We start from the raw sequence: 14,700 nt of genomic DNA, 5'->3' as shown, positions 1-14,700 counted from the left end.
TCCTTTCTCAGCGATTCATACCACGATCTTTCATAAGTTATCCCCAGTTTTGTCCACTTTGTGCATAAACCCTGTGGAAAAGTCCCTCATTTTTCAAGAAAAATGCTGTTTTCTCATCTTGTGCAGAACTTATCCACAGGCTTGTGCATTACATGATACCTATGAAATGCTGCACGATGAGCGACATGACGGCGACGGCGATCCAACAAAAAAGTCCGAGCGTGATGGGACGCACGCCGTTTTTGAGGAGGGCGGCGAAGTCTGTGTTCAGTCCGATGGCGCTCATCGCGAGTACGATGGCGAACTTGCCCGCCTGCCCTAAAAAGTGCGTGAGCGCTTCGGGCAGAACGCCCGTCGTATTGACGATAGAAGCGACGACAAACCACAGAATGAACATGGGAAACACGCGCTTCAGGCTGAATCCCTTGCCTTGCGCCTTGCTGTCCCGCGCCGCAAAAAGCGCGAAAACAAGGCATACGGGCACTATGCAGAGCGCGCGCGTGAGCTTGACGATCGTCGCGTAGCTGCCCGCTTCATGACTATACGAGTAGCCTGCCGCAACGACGGACGACGTATCATTGATCGCCGTGCCCGCCCACATGCCGAAACCGAGGTCGCTCATGCCCATGAGATGTCCGAAGAAGGGGAAGATGAATACGGCGAGCACGTTGAACAGGAAGATCGTCGAGATGGAAAAGACGATGTCCTTGTCCTTCGCGCCAATGACGGGAGCCACCGCCGCGATGGCGGAACCGCCGCAGATCGCCGTGCCCGCGCCGATCAGCGTCCTCGCATCGCCCTCGACGCCAAGAAGCCTTCCCGCCCCCCACGCGACGAAAAAAGCTGTCGCAAGCGTCGACGCCATGACAGCAAGCGACTGCGAGCCGACCGTCAAGACGTGGTAGAGATTCATCTCAAAGCCTAAGAGGATGATCGCATACTGCAAGATCTTCTTGCCCGTGAAGCTGATGCCCGCCTCGAAGTTCTTCGGCCGCGCAAGACGTGCAAAGCACATGCCGAGAAGGATACCAAACACAGGTCCGCCGATGATCGGGAAGAACTGCCCAAGGATATACGCAGGAACGGCAAAAAGCAGCGCGTAGACGATGCCCCGTACATATTCACTTTTCATTCTGAAAAACATCTCCTTTGAAAATTGCCGCATTCTTATATTTAGAAAGCATTGACAAATGTATACGCTTTTAGTGTACCACTTTTTCCCTCACACTCAAAGTTTTTTCTGCCAGCGAGAGAACGGCATACGCATGAGACTGGCGTTCAGATAGCGGCTGTCGTCGGAGACCTCTTCGCCGAGCCAAGGCGGCGCTTCAAAGGCTTCGTCTGCGGCGGCAAGCTCGATTTCAGCGACGATAAGCCCCTCGTTTTCCCCCGAGAAGCAGTCGATCTCCCAGAGATGCGCACCGTATCTTTCTCTGTAGCGGCGCTTTTCGATCCAAGGACGCTCGCAGAGCGCAAGCATAGCGCGTGCATCGTCCGGAGGAATCGCATATTCAAACTCCAAACGCTCGACGCCTCGCGTCGGTCCCTTGACGGTCAGATAGGCGCTTTGCCCTGCAAGGCGCACGCGCACGGCACGCATCGCATCTGCTGCAAGGTATCCCTGCGCGATTTCTGTGCCTTCGCCCCGCGGCTGCCAAAGCTCCTTTCTGACGAGGAACTTGCGTTCAATTTCCTTTGCCATACAGCTCCTTTCCGCTTCCTCAGCAGCACAGGAAGCTTTCCGAAAAAATAGAAGCCCTCCGCAAAAAGGAGGGCTTCTGTCGTTCAGCGTGCGCCGACGATGTACTCGACGAGGTAGAGCACGATCGGGATCGTCACGCAGAAGATACCGATGAAGTCGATGTAGACGCCCGTCTTGATCATCTTCGTGATCGGCACATAGCCCGATGCGTAGACGATAGCGTTCGGCGGCGTCGATACCGGCAACATGAACCCGAGCGACGAAGAGAGCGCGATGCCGACCGCGACGGGAATCGGGCTGAAGCCCGCAGCCATAGCGGCAGTAACGCCCAAGGGGCCGATCATGTTCGTCGCCGCCGTGTGCGACGAAAGCTCCGATAAGAGAAGCGCCATGACGGAGAAGATCGCGACCATCATGAAGAGCGACGGCTCGCCGCCCATCCAGCCGACGATGCAGTCGCCGACCCACGTCGAAAGCCCCGTCTTATACATCATGCCGCCCATCGCGAGACCGCCTCCGAAGAGGATCAGCGTGCCCCACTCGATGCCGGCGGCTGCATCCTTCCAGTTCAGCGTGAACTCGCGCTCCTTCCAGTTGACGGGCAGGAAGAAGAGGATCAGTGCGCCCATCATCGCGGCGATCGCTTCGGGGAACAGCTTGCCGTACATCTTGAGGATCGGCGACTCCGGTCCCAAGACGATGTTCAAAATGCCGGGCGTGACCCAGAGCAGGACGGCGACGATAAAGCCGACGAGCGTGTTCTTCTGCGCCCGCGTCCAGCCGCCAAGCGCACGCCGCTTCTCGGCGATGAACGCCTCTGCGCCTTCGATGCGCTTGACGTCCGCGGGGAACATATTGACGAGAATCAGATAAGCGATGATGAAATAGACGACCATAGCGACAAAACCCCAGATCATCCATTCAAAGAAGGAGATGTGTATGCCTGCCATCTGATCGAGGAAGCCGAGCATGATGATGTTCGGAGGCGTGCCGATCGGGGTCAAAACGCCGCCGATGGAGCACGAATACGCCGTCATGAGCATGAGACCCGTGGCGTACTTGTACTCGTGCAGCTCGATCTTTTTGCCGTTCGCGGCGAACATCTCCTTGATCGCTTCCAAAAGTCCGAGTGCGATCGGGAACATCATCGCCGCCGTCGCCGTATTGCTGACCCAGCCCGAGCACAGCGCACAGGCAAGACCGACGGCGAGGAAGATGCGCCTGGGATTCGAACCGACCCAGGACATCGACAAGAGGGCGAAAGCGAACTTTCGGTCAAGTCCGTGCATCATCATGCCCTTGGCGATGATAAAGCCGCCCATGAAGAGGAAGATCATCGGATTTGCGAATGCCGCATAGGCGTCCTTTGCTCCCACAACGCCGCAGATAACCGCAAGCGTCGGACCCAGGAGCGACGTCACCGGAATCGGTATCGGCTCCGTGATCCACCAAAGCGCGATCAGCGTCATGATCGCCAAAAGCTTGTGCGCCGGAAGCGGCAGATCGGCAATCGGCGTGATCATGACGAGAATGGCGCAGATCGGCCCGCAGATCATGCCGAAGGTACGCCGTTTCCGATCAAACGCCAACTCAGCCTCATGAATCTTGTCGCCTTGGCTTTTTGTTTCCGTACTCATTTAGTAACACCTCCATTACGTTGAAGCGAACGGTATGGAGCACCCGTCCCATAACTGGCGGTTATCCCCGTATAACACACCAGAATTATTACTCTTTTATGATAATATAAAGCACGCGATTTTACAATAGAAAAGATACGTTTCAAAAGGAAATACGAACTAAAATTTGCCAAATTTATTTCAAGGAAGCACGGATAAAATCCTCCTAATCCTGCCCGAAATGGAAAATATCATTTGCGTAAAGAAACAAGACCTTTTATAATAAGAAAGTATCATGCGGGCGAAACCTTGTCCGCAGTCGCGTGCCGCCGCACATGGCGGATGCACATGAAAATGTTGAAAAAGAAGGTATGATCTTGCAGAACCATTCAACGCCCCCTGCCGCGCCGAAAAAGAAGCGGCGCATCTTGCCGTACGTCGCTATCGTATTCGTTTTCTTTGCTGCGGCTGCGGCGGGCGCACTCTTCGCCTCGACGAGCCTCTTGGACAAGGATTCGCCGAAAGCGGATGAAGAACATCTCCTGACGGCGAAAGACAAAGCGACCATCATGATCATGGGCGTCGATCAGAGAGAGGACGACGTCGGGCGTTCCGACACCTTGATGGTCACGATGATCGACCCCAAGAAGAATCAGGCGGCGCTCCTCTCCGTACCGCGCGACACGCGCGTGAAGATCAAGGGGCACGGCTACGACAAGATCAATGCCGCCTACGCTTACGGCGGGCATAAGCTCAGCGAGAGCACGGTCGAGGATCTTTTGGGCGTGCGCATCGACCACTACATCATCATCAACACGCACTCCTTCCAACGCATCATCGACGCCTTGGGCGGCATCGACATCAACGTGGAAAAGCGCATGTACTACGAAGATCCGTGGGACGATGACGGCGGTCTTTTGATCGACCTCAAGCCGGGGATGCAGCACATGAACGGCAAGACCGCCGTGACCTATGTGCGCTATCGCGACGAAGAGGGCGACATCGGCCGCATCGAGCGCCAGCAAAAGTTCATGAAAGCCGTGATGGAGAAGGTCACATCGCCCGCTATCGTCACGCGTCTGCCCGCTGTCATCAAGGAAGTCATGGGCTCGATCGAAACCGATCTCTCCTTCCGCCAGCTCTTAGAGTTTGCAGGCACGCTGAAGGACGCGCAGAAGAACGGGCTCAAAACCGATATGGTGCCGGGACGCCCGCTCTACATCTCAGAGATCAGCTATTGGATCCCCGACATCGTGAAACTCCGGCAGACCGTCGCCAGCACGCTCGGCATCGACGTCAACGCTTCGATGCGCGCCGCTATGGAGCGCGAGAGCAGCGAATACGAAAACTCGATTCCCGCAGGCGCTACGGAAGTTCCCGCAGACGACCATTCGATCGGACGCATCAAGGAGCGCACGAGTGCAGGAAAAGCGGAAAGTTCCGCCAAGGAGCAGCGCCGCACGGATGCGAGCGACAAGGACGATAAGAGTACGGGCAGCAAGGAGCGCACGACAGCGCCGCCGGAACGCAGAAACACGACCGTCGATACGGACGCACCCCGCACGCGCACAGATGCAGCGGATGCTGCGCCGTCAGCAGACAGCGCCGTCCCCGTTCCCGGCGGCACGATCCCGCAGAAAACGCAATGACGCAGCCTTGTGCATAGAGACACGACATAAAAAACGCCCCGTCATAAGCCGCAGTCGCGGCTTATGACGGGGCGTTTTGCGTGCAGCCTATCCCTCGACGATCGGCACGCCGCTCGACGTGCCGAGCCGCGTCGCGCCGGCGGCGAGCATCGCTTCGGCAGCCGCGCGGTCACGCACGCCGCCCGACGCCTTGACGCCGAGAGCTTCGCCGACGCTCTCGCGCATGAGCTTCACATCCGCTGCCGTTGCGCCGCCCGTCGAAAATCCCGTCGACGTCTTGACGAAATCCGCGCCCGCCTCCTTCGCCAAGCGGCACGCGCGGCGCTTCTCCTCGTCGGTCAAAAGACACGTCTCGATGATGACCTTCGTGAGCGCCCTGCCCTTCGCCGCCCGAACGACGGCTTCGATATCCGCCTTTACATAAGCGTCGTCTCCATCCTTGAGCCTGCCGACCGCGATGACCATATCGACCTCTTCTGCGCCGTCCGCGATCGCCCGCTTCGTCTCAAACGCCTTGACCGCAGACGGCGTCGCCCCCTGCGGAAAACCGATGACCGTGCACACCTTGACCCCGCTCTCTCGGAGCGCCTGCGCCGCAAATGCCACCCAGATCGGACTGACGCAGACAGAAGCAAAACCGTGCGCCTTCGCCTCTGCCGTCAGCTTCTCCAAATCAGCCTGCCGCGCATCCGTCCGAAGCAGCGTATGATCGATGCACTTCGCCAATTCCATCGAATCCCTCCCTCGGATAAAGAAAGCGGTCGCCTAAAGTCACATGCGCGGATGAACTTACGGGCGAGCCTGCATTCTTTATATGCGGCTTTTCAGACCGCGCTCTCTTCAATCGTCAAGAAATTGATGAAACCCGTGATCTCCAGCACATCTTTCACATCGCGGTTCACATGCAGGAGCTTCATGCTGCCCTGCTTATTCATCTGCTTCTGCGCCACCAAGAGGACGCGCAGACCTGCCGAGGCGATGTATAGGACATCTGCAAAGTCGAAGATCAACTCTGCCGTATCGGCGATACCCGCGCCGATCACCTTGTCCAGCTCCGCCGCCGCAAGGGTGTCCAAACGGCCGGAAAGTGCGATGCGCCATACGGCGCCTTGATGCTCCTCTTTTATTTCCACTCGATGCGCTCCTCTCAAACTGCAAAATGTTCCCCTGAAAATTATAGCGGAAACGGTATCGCCGAATCAAGTCTTTCCATCCAAGCGCTTGCGTATCGTCAGGATATTCTTGCCATCCTCGCGGGCATAGTGCATTTCATCGACATTCTTTTTCGCGAGAAATACGCCGAGCTTGCCGACTTCACGCTCTTCGGCGGAAAGGGTTGTATCGGGATCGCCGCACGCGAGCGGGTCGTAGTATGCGCCCTCATCGACAAAGGTGATGCGGACAGCGGACGGCGTCTCTTCCACCGCCGCGCAGATCGTCACGCAGCCTTCGCCCGCGCCGTAGGCGTGCGTGGCGATGTTGACAAAGATCTCCTCGACGGCAAGACCAAGCTGCATCTCGGCTTTTGGGGGGCATGACAAAGGCGCAAGCAAAGTTTCGATAAATGCGTTGACGCGCGCGAGATTTTCCAACGTCGCTTTCATGCAGATTTTCTCTGCGCCGTTCGGTATCGCCCCAGCGCCGACGCCTTCTTTTTCAGCGCGTCCCTTGTAAGAGAGCGCAAGCATCGTGATATCATCCGACTGCTCCGCCGCACCCACGAAGCGGTTGAGCGACGCGCGCACAGCGGCGAGCAGTTCCCTAAGATGCGGAGGCTCTTCGCAGACCTCCATAAGGCTGGAGAAGAGCCTCTTTTCGCCGTAAAGCGCGTCCTCTTCATTCGCCGCTTCGGTCACGCCGTCGGTGTAGCAAAAGAGCACGTCGCCGGCACGCATCGTTGTCGTCTGTGCGACGTAGTCAAAGCCCTCCATGCCGCCAAGCACGAAGTTGCGCTCTACGTCGAGCGGCTGGAAGCCGCCGTCTGCCGCACGGATGAGGACGGGCGGCGTATGACCGGCGTTCACATAAGAGAGCGTGCCGTCTCTGAGATCGAGCACGGCGATGAACGCCGTGACGAACATCATCGTTTCGTTGTTCTGGCAGAGCTGTTCATTGGCGCGGACGGCAGCGTCTGCGAGATCGTCGCCCGCTTGAAGCGCCTGCATGACATTCTTCAAGATGACCTTGGCGACGACCATGAAGAGCGCAGCGGGGATGCCCTTGCCCGATACATCGGCAATCGTAATCACAACGTGATCGTCGTCGAGCAGATAAAAGTCATAAAAATCGCCGCCGATCACCTTCGCCGCGTCCATCATCGCATAAATGTCGAAGTCTCGGTGATCGGGAAACGGCGGGAAAATATTCGGCAGCATATTTTCCTGAATGCGGCTTGCAACGGAAAGCTCGGTCGCGATGCGCTCCTCCTTCGCCGTAATTTCAGCGAGGTTCTTCATATAGCGCACAAGCTCATCCGTCATGGCGTTGAAGGAGATGGCAAGGCTCTCGATCTCGTCGCCCGTCTTGATATCGAGCTTTTTCTCCAAGTTGCCGCCGGCGATCTCGCGCACGCCGTCCGAAAGTGCGCGAATCGGACGCACGAAATGCTCTGACGCCCTGCGCCCCGCATAGATCAGCACGAAGAACAACAAGGCTACGACGCAGGCGATCAGAAGCGTCGTGCGCACCATGTAGCCGTCGAGCTTTTTTACACTCGCGTCGGTCATCCGGCGGATCGTCGCATCGTTTTGCACGGCGGGCGCGATGACTTCCTGCTTCGGGATGCCGACGGCGCATGTCCAGCCCATGCCTGCGATGGGCGCATAGGCGACGTCGTACAGCGTACCGCCGACGACGATCTCCGTGAGCCCGCGCCCGCCCGCGGAGATCTCACGCGCTGCGAGCGCCAAAGGAGCCTCGGCGGTGCGTCTGAGATCGAATCCTTCATCGACGTTGACAGCCAATTCGCGCATAGCCGTGTCGCAGGTATTTGCGTCAAGCGTCGAAAGGATCACTCGACCTTTTCGATCAATGACAAAAGCGAATTGCCCTTGATAATCGCTGACGGCGTCGATGATCTTCCGAAGATCGGCGACGTATGCGCCCATCGCCACGACGCCGGCGAACTCCCCCTGCCGCTCATACGGCATCGAACAAAAAAGACAAAGCTCGCCGTTGAGCGCATCCTTCTCCACGTCGGAAAAAACCAGCCCGCCGCGTTCCTTTGCGAGCTTATACCACGGGCGCGTGCGCGAGTCAAAATGTGCGCCCTGCAAGTCGGAGTAGGTGTCGGTCAAAATCGTGAAGCCGCTTTCCGAGGCGGCGAACGCCGTGACCATGAAGCGATTGAGCCGCATGAAGTCGAGGGCAAGCGGCGCGATGTTGGCGGCATAGCCAATCTCTTCGGCAAGCGCAGCATCCGTGCGATCGACATCGGCGGCAAAGAGCAGCTGCGGCGTCAGCTTGCCGCCGTTTCGCGCGTCGGGCGGCAGGACGGTGTACGGCGTGCAGCTCTCCGGCTCCGAGGCGATGCGGCTCATCTCGCTTGAGAGGATCTCTACGTCGCGGCGGATGCTCTCCAGCTTGCCGTCAATATCGTTCGCCTTGTCGTCCACGATGTTTTGCAGCTCGATCTTCTTCTGCTCCAGCAGAGCGGCGGAGCTGCTCGTCGTCGCTTCGCGTCCGATCTCCCTGCCGCTCTCGACCGCATCGAGCCGTGCGCCGAACATGCCGTAAAAGCCGATGAAGCTCAAGATAACGAGCGTCGAAAGGCTCGTCGACAGCACGACGAGAATCATGCGCCCGCGTATATGGAGCCTCGTCCATCGTTTGAGATTCATGGCGCTTCCCCCTCAGAGCGGCGCGTCTCGACAAGATCGCGAAGATTCGCCGCCGCAGGAGAAAGCGCGAAAGCATCCGCATCGATCGCAACGCCCATAGGATTGTGCAGAACCATCGTTTCCTCTCCCTTGCACAGCGGGAAAAAGCCCGTGAAGAAGTACCCCATCGCACGCAAGACCTCGTAAGCGGCGACAGCGTCCGCATCGGCGAGATTCAAAAAGACGTTCGCCGTCTGCAAATCCGCTCGGCGGCTGCGTTCGATTTCCCGCACCCGCACTTGGAGATCCGCCCCCGCGCGATGCACGAAGATGGACGTGCATCGCTGACGATCATCGTACTCTGCCAAGAGTGCGCTCTTGCCGCGAAGCGCACCGCACGCGGTCGAGATCGCTGCACGCCGATGAAGCGCAGCGTAAATCATCTCCGCCGCACCTCTGCATACGGCAGGTACGAAGATCCTGCACGGCAAAGCGTCAGGCAAAAGGACTTTCACGAGCAGGATATGCGGATGCTTCAAATTTGTATCCTTTGCATACGAATACTGTCCCTCGGTCAAGAACTCCGCCATCAAAAGAGCGGTCGGTGAAAAGCCCAGCTCTTCCAAGCGGCGCTGCGTAATGTCGTGATACGCGACGCTTCGGCAAAAAAGCGCACGAAGATGCAGACGCTTCGCCTGCTCCACCGCCCTTCGAAAAAGCTGCGGCATGACGCCTGCACCGCGATGCGCCTTGCGCACGATGCCCGTCGCAATCGTACCGCAGTCGGCGTCGATGTGCAGCGCAAGCATGGCGGCGATCTCGCCCGCACTTTCGGCAACGAGAAAATGTGTACGTCCGCCCGCGTGCAGCTCTCTCAAATATTCCGCGCGATAAAAATCCGGCTGGAAGTAACTCGCGCCGTATTCTTCGCGAATGCACGCGACCAAACCCGCCGCATCCTCCGGCGCAAAGTCGCGCAGCAAAATATTCGGCTTTGCCATGACATCACCCTCCTGCCTCTTGTCCGCATTTCATGCGCACAGTCAAATTATTGACGCCGAACGTCGTCTTGTAGTGAATCGCTTCCGCCGCCTGCAAAATCATCGCTAAACCCAAGGCGTCGCCGAGCGCCAAAGGATCCTGTGTCTTGCGATGCTCATAATAGTCCAGCGGATTGAACAGCTTGCCGCCGCTTCGTATGCGCAGCACGACCGCAAGACCGTCCGCCTCCGCGAGCACGAGGAGCCGCACGTCGATCATCGCGGCATTATCGTCCGCAAAAGCGTGCTCGCGAATGCTTAAAAGCATCTCCTCGACAGCAAGGCAGACGAGCAGATTATCCTTGTGTACGACGCCGTTCTGCCGACAAAACGTCTCGATTGCTGCGCTGCTTGCAACGATCTCGTGCGCATCCGCACGCACAGAAAAGGAAATGTAGCGGCCGTCACGCTCGGCGCGTCTGTCCTGCAGAAGAAGTCCCGCATAGCCGCGACGCGCATAGAACGGACGCACGAGGAAAAGGATCGCCAAAGGGATCAGCGCGGACAGCGTGTATGCCGACCATACGCCGACAAGACCGAAATGTTTCGACAAAAGCCATGCGGGTACAAGAAGAAAGAGAAACGACTTGCCAAAGATCAATACATTCGCGAGCTTCGTAAAGCCCGCCGCCTGATAATAGAAAAAGAGCAGGTAGCACCACATCGACGGCACAAGACTCACGGCGAAGATATGGAGCGCCTGCGTTCCGAGTGCGGCTTCCGCCGCGCCGCTCATGCCAAAGGCGCGGCAGACTTCCATCGGAAAAAGGACCATCACCGCAGAGGTCAAGAGCATCAGGAAAACGCCGATGCGGTGCGCCTGTCTCTCGATGCGGCGCACGCTGACCGTATCCATCTCCTGTGTAAATACGCTGACGAAGCCCGCCGTCGCCTGCGCCAAACCGCCGAGGATCACGAGCGCGAAGTTCTCGATCGCCGTCACGACCGAAAGCGCAGCAAGGCCGCTGCTTCCTGCGGCGGCGACGACAAGCCGATTCAGAAACAGCAGCCGGAAAAAGATCAAAAGATTGTTGAGCGCCGACGGCGTACCGCAGCTTGCAATCTGGCGAAGAAGCGCGGCGTTCATGGAAAACGACGGTCGAAACGCATCCTTTGCGAAGAACAGACGCGTGATGCCGACGGCGGACGCGCCGACCGTAGCGACCGCCGTGCCCCAGACGACGCCCGCAACGCCGCAGCCGAAGCCGCATACAAAGAGCAGGTCGAGCGCGATATTCGCCGCCGCCATGCCAAGAAACACCACGAGCAGGAGCCGCAGCTTGCCCAAGAGCTTCAGAAAATTGTACGGCAGGTAAAAGAGCGTCGTGCCGAAACCGCCCAGAAGACAAACGACGCTGCAGCGATACGCCTCTTCATACAATTCCGGCGTACAGCCCAAGAGAGGCAGCAGCACATCGAGCCAGCCGCAGCAAAAGCCCCCCGCCAAAAGCGCGAGAACAACCCCCAAGAGCGCCGACAGAGAGAACGCTTCATTCGCCGCCTTGCCGTCGTCGCGCCCCAAGGCATAGGCGCAGACGGTCGAACCGCCGACGCCGACGAGTGAGCCGAGCGCCGCGAACACCGAATAAAACGGCACGATGATGCTCATGAGCGCCAAGCCGTCTGCACCGAAGAACGCGCCCGCCAAGACACTGTTCGCGATCATGCTCGCCATCGCGCCAAACATCGCGAAGATCGACGACGTCACATGCTTGAAGAACACACGCTGCAAAAATATTTCGTTGTCCGCGAGAGCGTTTTTCTCATTCATGTTCCATGATTTCCCGAATCTTATCCTTGTAATTCCCCTTGATAAACGCACACGTCAAGGGCGACTTGGCAAAAAGACTGCCGTAATTCAGCGAGGTCGCCGGACAGCGGTTGCACAAATACTTGTGCGGACATGCCGCGCACTCCGCTTCATGCTCGAACACATCGCGGTAAGTGTACGCCATATACTGCGCGAGCGGCGAATCGTTCAGCGCTCTCTTGATGTCGTACCCGCCCGTGAGGATATTCGGCGCCTTCTCCTCCATCTCCGTGCCGCACATCGGCATACACGGCAGAAGTCTGCCGTCGGGCAGAAGATGTGGGAACAGCTTGCTCGCTTCGCAAAGGCGTTCGCCCTCCTGCGCTTTCGTGCCGCAGCCGCCCAAGGCAGGCAGCGTATAATTCCCGCCCGTCGCATGGAAACAGCCTGCGAGCTTCACGGCGCGAAACGGCATACCGTCGCGCTTCATCTGCGCAATCAGATCCAGATAAGCATTCAAAAGCCGCGCCGTCTTGACCTCCGTATTCTGCGTCTTTTTCCAGTTGCCCGTATTGACGACGTCGGACACGCGCCAGAAATCGACGTCAAGCTCCTTCATCAGCCGATAAGTATCATCGAGCGCGTCCATGCTCTTTTCATGCAGCACCGTCGTAACAATGACGCCGTAGCCGCGCCGCTTGAGCCGCCGGATCGTCTCTATGGTTTTTTCCTCCGCTCCCGTAAGACCGCGCATCCAGTCGTGCCGCCCCACGCCGTCGAAGCTCAGGAGAAAAGAATTCAGATGCAAATGACGGCTTTCTAATTTATCGAGAAATGCGTCGGTAATCAAAAGTCCGTTAGAAAAAATCTCTTCAATATAAATGCCCTCGTCGATCAGCATATCGACAAAATCCCAGAAGTCACGACGCACAAGCGGCTCGCCGCCCGTCAAATCGACCATAGCGATGTTCGCTTCCTTCATCTGGCGCACGACTTCTTCGCACTGACGCATCGTCGGCTCGCCGTAGATATTTTCATCGCAGGAGATGTAGCAATGACGGCAGCGCAGGTTGCAGTTGCCGGTGATCGACCACGTCAGACTGTGCGCCATCAAGGTGTCGGCATAGCGATACTTCTGCTCCTCAAGAAGTCCTTGATCGCCCGAACGCTCCTCCAAAAAGCCGAGATCAAAAAGCTTCTGCCCCGCTTGGCGCATACTCTGCGGCAAGAGCGGATCGTCTATAGAAACGCCGGGCTTCGTCAAGATCTCGATGGCTTCCTTCTGCATACGCGTAAGAGGAAGCGTCTTGCCATACTCGCCGCTCCATGCCTGCCAATCGTAGAGCGCGAACTCGCGGTCGCGCCAACCGCGCAGACGATAGCGGGGCTTCAAAGTCACATAGCGCATAGTTTCCTCCTGTATTGTTCGAAAAGTAAACGGCTTAGAAAAACAGCCGCCCGCCGCAGATGCACGGCGGGCGGCTGTAGCTTTCGGGACGGTGAAATTGCGGTCTTAGACCTTCGCGCTTCCCTTGATCGTCTCGTGCGTACCGGCGTCTTCGCCCTTGCACGTGACCTTGCCTTTGTTGATGCCGCCCGCAACAGCGTCAAGCGCCTCATCGGACAGATCTTTCGCATCAGAAGCGAGGTATGCTTTCGCTTCGTCAATCGAGATGTCGAATCCCGCACTCTTGGCGATCTCGCCAATCTTCTTGAGATCTTCGTCGGATGCGTCTGCGATATCCTTGCCGCCGAGCACCTCGTTCATGCGGCTGCGCAGCGTCTCATCGGAAATAACCTTTGCGTAAAAATCTGACATTTTGCTCATGATCGTTTTCTCCTTTTCTCTATATGTATGACCTAAAAACTCTCAAAGGATTTGCACCGAGCGATATGCGTCGGCTTCTCCCGTACGACATGCGTTACTTCTTGCCGAGCGAGCCGAGACCGCCGCCCTTGCCGCCGATGTTGGCATGACCCTCGATCTCGTCGTGCGTGCCGGCATTCTTGCCCTCGCACTCAATGACGCCCTTGTTCACGCCGCCCGCGACAGCATCGAGCGCCTCGTCGGAAAGTTCTTTCGCCTCGGCGGCAAGATACTCCTTCGCCTCATCGAGCGAGATGTCAAAACCGGCTTCCTTGGCGATCTCGCCGATCTTCTGAAGCTCTTCGTCTGTGAGATTTGCGATGTCCTTGCCCGCAAGCACTGCGTCAACCTTGGCGCGCAGCCCTGCATCCGAAACGACCTTTGTGTAGAAATCCGACATTTTGCTCATGATTGGTTCCTCCTCTGGATACATGAAATTTCTTCGAGCGAGACGCCGAGCAGAAGCCGCTTACCGGCGCTCATCTATATCTCTGCACGAGGCAGCGGATATACAGATTCAGCAGGCGGAGAGTCCGCCGTCGATAGTGAAAACCTGTCCTGTGATGTATGATGCCTTGTCACTTGCGAGGAATGCGCAGATTTCTGCGACTTCCTCGGATTTGCCGAAACGCTTCATCGGGATGCGTGCAAGAAACTGCTCCCGCTGCTTCTCACTGAAGCCTTCTGTCATTGCCGTGTCAATGAACCCCGGCGCAACGGCGTTGACTCGAATTTTTTTGGCGGCAAGCTCGACGCTGAGCGCACGCGTCATACCGAGGAGCGCCGCTTTCGACGCGCAGTAGCTGCTCTGCCCCGCGCCGCCGCGCTCGGCGTATACCGAGCTGACCTCGATGATCGAGCCGCCGCCCGCACGCATGAGCGGCAAGATCACGCTCTGCGTCGCATGAAACGCGCCCATGAGGTTGCTTTCCAGAACGGCGCGCCACTCTTGTGGCTTCGCCGCGTGAAAGAGGGCGGGCTTCGTGATGCCGGCAGCGTTCACGAGAATGTCGATACCGCCGAGCGCGTCGATCGCGCCTTTCATCTGCGCGGCGATTTCTTCCGCCGCCGTCAGATCGAGAGAAAAGGTATGCAGCGCCGCCTCACGCGCCGAAAGCTCTTCAAGCGCCGCGCTCTTTCGGCGATAGCTGCCCGCGACGCGCGCGCCCTCAGCTAGAAAGAGCCGCGTACAGGCAAGCCCGATGCCGCCGGATGCGCCGATGACGACGGCGCGTTTTCCGTCTAAGAAGCCCAAACC

13 protein-coding genes are annotated in these 14,700 nt (G+C 57.9%); 1 reads left to right on the top strand and 12 read right to left on the bottom strand.

Annotation, left to right across the window (positions count from 1 at the left end; genetic code table 11):
• Window positions 1-148: 148 nt before the first annotated feature.
• From ACO5Z0_RS01390 to ACO5Z0_RS01380, 3 genes are all read right to left on the bottom strand, one after another.
• On the bottom strand, window positions 149-1,132 hold the full coding sequence (locus ACO5Z0_RS01390) for a YeiH family protein (RefSeq protein ID WP_442676346.1): 984 nt from the start codon (window positions 1,130-1,132) through the stop codon (window positions 149-151).
• A 96-nt stretch (window positions 1,133-1,228) separates the two neighbouring features.
• Window positions 1,229-1,702, bottom strand: coding sequence for a CYTH domain-containing protein (locus ACO5Z0_RS01385; RefSeq protein WP_485648899.1), 474 nt, complete (start codon window positions 1,700-1,702; stop codon window positions 1,229-1,231).
• 83 nt (window positions 1,703-1,785) lie between these two features.
• Window positions 1,786-3,339 (bottom strand): SLC13 family permease, encoded by a 1,554-nt coding sequence (locus ACO5Z0_RS01380; protein ID WP_485648898.1) that lies wholly within the window; start codon window positions 3,337-3,339, stop codon window positions 1,786-1,788.
• 350 nt (window positions 3,340-3,689) lie between these two features.
• Here ACO5Z0_RS01380 and ACO5Z0_RS01375 point away from each other — a divergent pair, with 350 nt between their 5' ends.
• Window positions 3,690-4,967: an LCP family protein gene (locus ACO5Z0_RS01375; protein ID WP_485648897.1), complete on the top strand. Its 1,278-nt coding sequence runs from the start codon at window positions 3,690-3,692 to the stop codon at window positions 4,965-4,967.
• Between the two features lie 87 nt (window positions 4,968-5,054).
• Here ACO5Z0_RS01375 and deoC read toward each other — a convergent pair whose 3' ends face one another.
• From deoC to fabG, 9 genes are all read right to left on the bottom strand, one after another.
• Window positions 5,055-5,699: a deoxyribose-phosphate aldolase gene (gene deoC, locus ACO5Z0_RS01370; protein WP_485648896.1), complete on the bottom strand. Its 645-nt coding sequence runs from the start codon at window positions 5,697-5,699 to the stop codon at window positions 5,055-5,057.
• A gap of 92 nt (window positions 5,700-5,791) precedes the next feature.
• Window positions 5,792-6,100, bottom strand: coding sequence for an STAS domain-containing protein (locus ACO5Z0_RS01365; RefSeq protein WP_485648895.1), 309 nt, complete (start codon window positions 6,098-6,100; stop codon window positions 5,792-5,794).
• Window positions 6,101-6,166: 66 nt separating this feature from the next.
• Window positions 6,167-8,806, bottom strand: a complete 2,640-nt coding sequence (locus tag ACO5Z0_RS01360; protein ID WP_485648894.1) for a SpoIIE family protein phosphatase — start codon at window positions 8,804-8,806, stop codon at window positions 6,167-6,169.
• Window positions 8,803-9,786, bottom strand: coding sequence for a GNAT family N-acetyltransferase (locus ACO5Z0_RS01355; protein ID WP_485648893.1), 984 nt, complete (start codon window positions 9,784-9,786; stop codon window positions 8,803-8,805). Before ACO5Z0_RS01355 ends, ACO5Z0_RS01360 begins: the two co-directional genes overlap by 4 nt.
• A 4-nt stretch (window positions 9,787-9,790) precedes the next feature.
• Complete coding sequence (locus tag ACO5Z0_RS01350) at window positions 9,791-11,596, bottom strand: MATE family efflux transporter (protein ID WP_485648892.1); 1,806 nt, start codon at window positions 11,594-11,596, stop codon at window positions 9,791-9,793.
• Window positions 11,589-12,983 (bottom strand): radical SAM protein, encoded by a 1,395-nt coding sequence (locus ACO5Z0_RS01345; RefSeq protein ID WP_485648891.1) that lies wholly within the window; start codon window positions 12,981-12,983, stop codon window positions 11,589-11,591. Before ACO5Z0_RS01345 ends, ACO5Z0_RS01350 begins: the two co-directional genes overlap by 8 nt.
• Window positions 12,984-13,088: 105 nt before the next feature.
• Window positions 13,089-13,394, bottom strand: a complete 306-nt coding sequence (locus ACO5Z0_RS01340; RefSeq protein ID WP_485648890.1) for a hypothetical protein — start codon at window positions 13,392-13,394, stop codon at window positions 13,089-13,091.
• Window positions 13,395-13,497: 103 nt separating this feature from the next.
• The gene (locus ACO5Z0_RS01335) at window positions 13,498-13,851 is read right to left on the bottom strand and encodes a Nif11-like leader peptide family RiPP precursor (RefSeq protein WP_442672257.1); all 354 of its coding nucleotides are present in this window, start codon (window positions 13,849-13,851) and stop codon (window positions 13,498-13,500) included.
• Between the two features lie 108 nt (window positions 13,852-13,959).
• Entirely contained in the window at window positions 13,960-14,697 is a 738-nt protein-coding gene (gene fabG, locus ACO5Z0_RS01330; RefSeq protein WP_485648889.1) for a 3-oxoacyl-ACP reductase FabG, read from the bottom strand.
• Window positions 14,698-14,700 lie beyond the last annotated feature (3 nt).

This window comes from Selenomonas sp., from assembly GCF_057272215.1.
The sequence above is the reverse complement of the archived record's forward strand: the minus strand, read 5'-3'. Positions and strand labels throughout refer to the sequence as shown.

What these genes read in the sequence shown, in the direction of transcription:
- ACO5Z0_RS01335 (WP_442672257.1), bottom strand. Translation starts at nt 13,851, where the DNA reads ATGAGCAAAATGTCGGATTTCTACACAAAGGTCGTTTCGGATGCAGGG.
- ACO5Z0_RS01360 (WP_485648894.1), bottom strand. Translation starts at nt 8,806, where the DNA reads ATGAATCTCAAACGATGGACGAGGCTCCATATACGCGGGCGCATGATT.
- ACO5Z0_RS01375 (WP_485648897.1), top strand. Translation starts at nt 3,690, where the DNA reads ATGATCTTGCAGAACCATTCAACGCCCCCTGCCGCGCCGAAAAAGAAG.
- ACO5Z0_RS01390 (WP_442676346.1), bottom strand. Translation starts at nt 1,132, where the DNA reads ATGAAAAGTGAATATGTACGGGGCATCGTCTACGCGCTGCTTTTTGCC.
- deoC (WP_485648896.1), bottom strand. Translation starts at nt 5,699, where the DNA reads ATGGAATTGGCGAAGTGCATCGATCATACGCTGCTTCGGACGGATGCG.
- ACO5Z0_RS01345 (WP_485648891.1), bottom strand. Translation starts at nt 12,983, where the DNA reads ATGCGCTATGTGACTTTGAAGCCCCGCTATCGTCTGCGCGGTTGGCGC.
- ACO5Z0_RS01380 (WP_485648898.1), bottom strand. Translation starts at nt 3,339, where the DNA reads ATGAGTACGGAAACAAAAAGCCAAGGCGACAAGATTCATGAGGCTGAG.
- ACO5Z0_RS01340 (WP_485648890.1), bottom strand. Translation starts at nt 13,394, where the DNA reads ATGTCAGATTTTTACGCAAAGGTTATTTCCGATGAGACGCTGCGCAGC.
- ACO5Z0_RS01350 (WP_485648892.1), bottom strand. Translation starts at nt 11,596, where the DNA reads ATGAATGAGAAAAACGCTCTCGCGGACAACGAAATATTTTTGCAGCGT.
- ACO5Z0_RS01355 (WP_485648893.1), bottom strand. Translation starts at nt 9,786, where the DNA reads ATGGCAAAGCCGAATATTTTGCTGCGCGACTTTGCGCCGGAGGATGCG.
- ACO5Z0_RS01385 (WP_485648899.1), bottom strand. Translation starts at nt 1,702, where the DNA reads ATGGCAAAGGAAATTGAACGCAAGTTCCTCGTCAGAAAGGAGCTTTGG.